At 35.1% G+C, this 6,473-nt stretch carries 4 protein-coding genes; all 4 read left to right on the top strand.

Annotated features, from left to right (window positions below; translation table 11 throughout):
* The first annotated feature begins 376 nt into the window (after nt 1–376).
* The 4 genes from cas9 to csn2 are packed head-to-tail and all read left to right on the top strand — an operon-like array spanning nt 377 to nt 6,345.
* Nucleotides 377–4,483, top strand: coding sequence for a type II CRISPR RNA-guided endonuclease Cas9 (gene cas9 / locus AKK44_RS08310; protein ID WP_054279288.1), 4,107 nt, complete (start codon nt 377–379; stop codon nt 4,481–4,483).
* Nucleotides 4,483–5,352: a type II CRISPR-associated endonuclease Cas1 gene (gene cas1, locus AKK44_RS08305; RefSeq protein ID WP_054279287.1), complete on the top strand. Its 870-nt coding sequence runs from the start codon at nt 4,483–4,485 to the stop codon at nt 5,350–5,352. The genes cas9 and cas1 overlap by 1 nt, the downstream gene beginning before the upstream one ends.
* Complete coding sequence (gene cas2 / locus AKK44_RS08300) at nt 5,349–5,690, top strand: CRISPR-associated endonuclease Cas2 (RefSeq protein ID WP_037596615.1); 342 nt, start codon at nt 5,349–5,351, stop codon at nt 5,688–5,690. The genes cas1 and cas2 overlap by 4 nt, the downstream gene beginning before the upstream one ends.
* Entirely contained in the window at nt 5,677–6,345 is a 669-nt protein-coding gene (gene csn2, locus AKK44_RS08295) for a type II-A CRISPR-associated protein Csn2 (RefSeq protein ID WP_201777509.1), read from the top strand. The genes cas2 and csn2 overlap by 14 nt, the downstream gene beginning before the upstream one ends.
* Nucleotides 6,346–6,473: the final 128 nt, after the last annotated feature.

Below are 6,473 nucleotides of genomic sequence, written 5' to 3'. Positions count from 1 at the left end.
CAAGATTTCGTACTCGCGCCATTTGTCTCAGCTAGACTTCAGCTTTAAATGATTCTCATATTATTAAAACGATTATACCATTTTAAGCCTTATAAATCAATGATTTCTAAAGGTTATTCTTTTATCAGTTGGTGCTAAATCTGAAACTTACTTATTCCTGTGGCTGTGGTGAGAGCGGTTATATTATTAAAGTAAAAGAAAATTTAAAAAACTCTTGCATTAATGCATTATTAAAGATAAAATAGTGGCATAAAAGCGTCAATATGGCGCTTTCTATTACTGGCTAGGAAAAATTAGGTATTCTTCTTAGCTGCTTAGACAAAAATGATTTTATTAAAATCATCTCAATTTTTAGGTGTTGTCAAAGGAGACCGCTATGGTAGAGAAAAAATCGTACTCAATTGGATTAGACATCGGTACAAATAGTGTTGGCTGGGCTGTTATTACAGATGATTATAAAGTACCCGCCAAAAAAATGAAAGTTCTTGGTAATACTAGTCGTCAATCGATTAAAAAAAATATGATAGGAGCATTGCTTTTTGACGAAGGAGGTCCTGCAGCATCGACTCGTGTAAAGCGTACCACTCGCAGAAGATACACTCGCAGAAAAAATCGTCTGTGCTATCTCCGGGACATATTTGAAAGTGAGATGCATACCATTGACAAGCATTTTTTTCTTCGCTTAGAGGATTCCTTTCTTCACAAGAGTGATAAGAGATACGAGGCACATCCTATTTTTGGGACTTTACAAGAAGAAAAAGCCTATCATGATAACTACCCAACGATCTATCATTTGCGAAAAGCACTAGCAGATAACACTGAAAAAGCTGATTTGCGTTTGATTTATCTGGCCCTTGCTCATATCATTAAATTTAGAGGACATTTTTTGATTGAGGGAGCATTAAGTGCAAACAATACAGATGTTCAACAATTAGTTCATGCATTAGTTGATGCCTATAATATAATGTTCGAAGAGGATCAGTTAGACATTGAGGCAATTGATGTTAAAGCAATATTAACAGAGAAAATCAGTAAAACAAGACGCTTAGAAAATCTCATTTCAAATATACCTGGTCAAAAGAAAAATGGCTTATTTGGCAATCTTATCGCACTTTCCTTGGGACTAACCCCTAACTTTAAATCACATTTTAATTTACCTGAAGATGCCAAATTACAATTAGCAAAAGATACTTATGATGAAGAGTTGAACAATTTGCTGACTCAGATAGGCGATGAGTATGCTGACCTTTTCTTATCTGCTAAAAATTTATCAGATGCTATCTTGTTATCCGATATTTTGACCGTAAATGGAGATGGTACCCAAGCACCGTTGTCGGCATCTCTGATTAAACGCTATGAAGAACATAGACAAGACTTGGCATTGTTGAAACAAATGTTCAAAGAGCAACTTCCAGATCTTTACCGAGATGTTTTTACAGATGAAAATAAAGATGGTTATGCAGGCTATATTTCTGGAAAAACTAGTCAAGAAGCGTTTTACAAATACATCAAACCAATTTTAGAAACCTTAGATGGCGCTGAAGATTTTCTGACCAAAATTAACCGAGAAGATTTCCTAAGAAAACAAAGAACCTTTGATAATGGTTCTATCCCACATCAGATTCACCTGGGTGAGTTACAGGCTATTTTGGAGAGGCAACAAGCATATTACCCATTTTTAAAAGATAATCAAGAAAAAATTGAAAAGATTTTAACCTTTAGAATCCCTTATTATATAGGTCCTTTAGCAAGAGGTAATAGCCGTTTTGCTTGGTTGACGCGAACATCTGACCAAAAAATCACACCATGGAATTTTGATGAGATGGTTGATCAGGAAGCATCGGCTCAAGCATTCATTGAACGCATGACAAACTTTGATGAGTATCTGCCACAAGAAAAAGTTCTTCCAAAGCATAGTTTGACTTATGAATATTTTACGGTTTATAACGAATTAACAAAAGTTAAGTATGTGACCGAGGGAATGACCAAACCAGAGTTTCTTTCTGCAGGTCAAAAAGAGCAAATTGTTGAGTTGCTTTTCAAAAAGTATCGTAAAGTAACGGTTAAACAGTTGAAAGAGGATTTTTTTAGCAAAATCGAATGTTTTGATACTGTTGATATTTCGGGAGTTGAAGATAAATTTAACGCTTCGCTAGGGACTTATCACGATTTACTCAAAATTATTAAAGATAAGGCGTTTTTGGACAACAGTGAGAATGAGAATATCATTGAAGACATCATCTTAACCTTAACACTTTTTGAAGATAAGGAGATGATAGCGAATCGTTTAGCAGTATATGAAGATTTGTTTGATCAAAATGTTCTAAAACAATTGAAGAGGAGACATTACACTGGGTGGGGACGTTTGTCGAAACAATTAATCAACGGAATGAGAGACAAACATACTGGAAAGACCATTTTAGATTTTTTAAAGGCTGATGGATTTATCAATCGAAATTTTATGCAGTTGATTAACGATGATAATTTGAGTTTTAAAGAAGAGATTAAAAAGGCACAAGAAGGTGGTTTAAAAGATAGTATCAACGATCAAATCCGTGATTTGGCAGGTAGTCCAGCAATTAAAAAAGGAATTTTACAAACGATTAACATTGTAGATGAAATTGTAAAAATCATGGGGAAAGCTCCTCAACATATTGTTGTTGAAATGGCACGTGACGTTCAAAAAACTGATATAGGGGTGAAACAGTCTCGTGAACGCATGAAGCGTGTGCAAGAAGTCTTGAAGAAACTTGGGAGTCAACTGCTCAAAGAGCATCCTGTTGAAAATTTCCAACTTCAAAACGAGAGACTCTATCTTTACTACCTTCAAAATGGGAAAGATATGTACACTGGCGAAGAATTATCAATTTCAAACTTGAGCCATTATGATATTGACCATATTATTCCACGCAGTTTTATCAAAGATGATTCCATTGATAATAAAGTGCTTACACGCTCTGAGCATAATCGTGGAAAAACAGACAATGTGCCAAGCATAGAGGTTGTGAAGCGGATGAAGCCATATTGGCAAAAACTACTTGATACTAAGGTGATATCACAGCGAAAATTTGACAACCTAACTAAAGCTGAGCGTGGTGGATTGCAAGAAAGCGATAAAGCCAACTTTATTCAGCGGCAATTAGTAGAAACTCGTCAAATTACCAAGCACGTTGCACAAATTTTAGACAGTCGATTTAACACAGAGCGCGATGAAAAAGACAGACCTATTCGTCGTGTTAAAGTCATTACCTTAAAATCCAAATTTGTATCAGATTTCCGACAAGACTTTGGTTTTTACAAACTTCGTGAAATCAATGACTATCATCACGCCCACGATGCTTACCTTAATGCAGTTGTTGGAACAGCTCTTCTCAAAATGTATCCTAAATTGGCTTCGGAATTTGTCTACGGGGATTATCAAAAATACGATTTGAAAAGAATGGTTGGAAAATCAGGAAAAGCCAGCGGTCATGCGACTGCTAAATATTTCTTTTATTCTAATCTTATGAATTTCTTTAAAAGCGAAGTGAAATTAGCAAATGGCAACATTATTAAACGCTCACCTATTGAAGTAAATGAGGAAACCGGAGAGATTGTGTGGGATAAAACCAAAGATTTTGGAACTGTTCGAAAAGTTCTCTCTGCTCCCCAAGTTAACATTGTTAAAAAAACAGAAATCCAAACAGGTGGATTTTCAAATGAAACGATTTTATCTAAAGGCAAATCAAGTAAACTGATTCCAAGAAAAAATAAATGGCGAGATACTACAAAATATGGAGGTTTTAATACCCCAACCGTGGCTTACTCTGTTTTAGTAGTTGCCAAGGTTGAAAAAGGCAAGGCCAAAAAATTAAAACCAGTGAAAGAACTCGTTGGCATCACCATTATGGAGCGAACTAAATTCGAAGCTAATCCAATAGCCTTTTTAGAGTCCAAAGGCTATCACGACATTCAAGAACATCTTATGATCACATTGCCTAAATATAGTTTGTTTGAGCTAGAAAATGGCAGAAGGCGTCTATTGGCAAGTGCTACGGAGTTACAAAAAGGGAATGAGATGGTTCTACCTCAACACTTAGTAACTTTTCTTTATCGTGTTTCTAAAAGAGATAAAGGAACTCAATCGGAAAACATGGAGTATATCTCAAATCATAAGGAAAAATTTATAGAGATTTTCCATTACATTATACGATATGCTGAGAAGAATGTTATCAAACCTAAGGTTATTGAACGATTAAATGATACTTTTAATCAAAAATTTAATGATTCGGATTTAACTGAGTTGTCTATTTCGTTTCTCAATTTATTCAAATTCACATCTTTTGGTGCCCCCGAAAAATTTACATTTTTGAATAGCGAGATTAAGCAAGACGATGTTCGATATCGATCGACAAAGGAGTGTCTCAATAGTACGCTCATTCACCAATCGGTTACCGGTCTATATGAAACACGGATTGATTTAAGTCAGTTCGGAGGTGACTAATGGCAGGTTGGCGGACAGTTGTGGTAAATACGCATTCTAAATTATCTTATAAGAACAATCATTTCATTTTCAAGGATGCCTATAAGACAGAACTAATCCATTTGTCGGAAATTGATATTTTGTTATTAGAGACGACGGATATTGTGTTATCAACGATGTTGATGAAACGGTTGGTTGATGAAAATATCTTGGTGATTTTCTGTGATGACAAGCGACTACCATCTGCTATGCTAATGCCTTATTATGCCAGACATGACTCTAGTTTACAGCTTAGCCGTCAAATATCATGGAAAGAAGATTTAAAAGCTGATATTTGGACGACTATTATTGCTCAAAAGATTTTCAACCAATCTTGTTATCTCGGAGACTGTTCCTTTTTTGACAAATCTCAGGCTATTATGGCTTTATACCATGATTTGGAAACCTTTGATCCGAGTAATCGTGAAGGGCATGCAGCAAGGATTTATTTTAATACCTTATTTGGAAATCGTTTTTCTAGAGAGCAGAATTGTGACATCAATGCAGGATTAGACTATGGTTATACGCTTTTATTGAGCATGTTTGCGCGTGAAGTTGTTGTTTGTGGGTGTGTGACCCAGCTTGGACTGAAACATACCAACCAATTTAATCAATTTAACTTGGCTAGTGATATCATGGAACCTTTTCGTCCTTTGATTGATAGAATTATTTACGACAATCGTCATAAAACTTTTCCACAAATGAAGCGCTGCTTATTTTCGATATTCTCTGAAACCTATTTTTACCAAGGTAAGGAGATGTATCTATCAAATATTGTTAGTGACTATACTAAGAAAGTTATTAAAGCACTTAATAATGAAGGGAAAGGGGTTCCTGAATTTAGGATATGAGTTATCGATACATGAGAATGATTTTGATGTTTGACATGCCTGTTGATACTGCAGATGAGCGAAAAGCCTATCGAAAATTCCGAAAATTTTTGCTAAGTGAGGGATTTATCATGCATCAATTTTCAATTTACAGTAAGCTGTTGCTCAACAATACAGCTAATACTGCGATGATTGGTCGGCTGAAAGAAAACAATCCCAAGAAAGGGAATATCTCGCTACTGACAGTAACAGAAAAACAATTTGCTCGGATGATTTATCTGCATGGTGAAAAAAACACTTGTGTTGCAAATACAGATAGTCGTTTGGTCTTTTTAGGGGAGGCTTATCATGATGATTAATTTTCCATTATTAGATGCACCTCTAAAGCTCAATCACATGACGACTTTAGTTGTTCAAGATGTCACTGTATTTTCTTCCTTGGTAAAACAGTTTTATCAGTATGAAGGAGCAAATGAGCTGAAGCTATTTGATCATCAGTTGAAAACAGTGAAACCTTCGGAGTTGCTTGTTATCACAGATATTTTTGGTTATGACATCAATTCAGCAGCTATCCTCAAAATGATTCACGCTGATTTAGAAGCTAGTTTTAATGACAAACCAGAAGTAAAGACAATGATAGAAAAATTAGCTGCCAACATAACCGAATTAATTGCTTTTGAATGTTTAGAAAATGAGCTAGATTTAGAATATGATGAAATCACTATTCTAGAATTAATAAAAGCTCTGGGCATCAAAATCGAAACACGTAGTGATACAATTTTTGAAAAGTGTTTTGAGATTCTGCAAATCTTTAAATACCTAAGCAAAAAGAAATTATTGGTGCTGATTAATAGCGGAGCCTATCTGACGAAAAGTGAACTTGATAGGATAAGAGAATATATTGAGTTATCGCATCAGACGGTTCTCTTTTTAGAACCGAGACGTTTATATGATTACCCACAATATATTTTAGATGAGGATTATTTCTTGATTACAGAGAATATGTCCTCTTAAATTGAGCCATGGAAAAGATTGATTCTACCAACGGCTTAGGGTATAATGATAGTAAGTTATCAAATTATAATAGGAACGATTCAAAGCTGAAGTCTAGCTGAGACAAATAGCGCGAGTACGAAATCTTG

The sequence above is a fragment of the Streptococcus phocae genome (assembly GCF_001302265.1).
Lineage (GTDB): Bacteria > Bacillota > Bacilli > Lactobacillales > Streptococcaceae > Streptococcus > Streptococcus phocae.
The sequence above is the reverse complement of the archived record's forward strand: the minus strand, read 5'-3'. Positions and strand labels throughout refer to the sequence as shown.

Coding starts and splice junctions, on each gene's coding strand:
- cas2 (WP_037596615.1), top strand. CDS start 5,349: ATGAGTTATCGATACATGAGAATGATTTTGATGTTTGACATGCCTGTT.
- cas9 (WP_054279288.1), top strand. CDS start 377: ATGGTAGAGAAAAAATCGTACTCAATTGGATTAGACATCGGTACAAAT.
- cas1 (WP_054279287.1), top strand. CDS start 4,483: ATGGCAGGTTGGCGGACAGTTGTGGTAAATACGCATTCTAAATTATCT.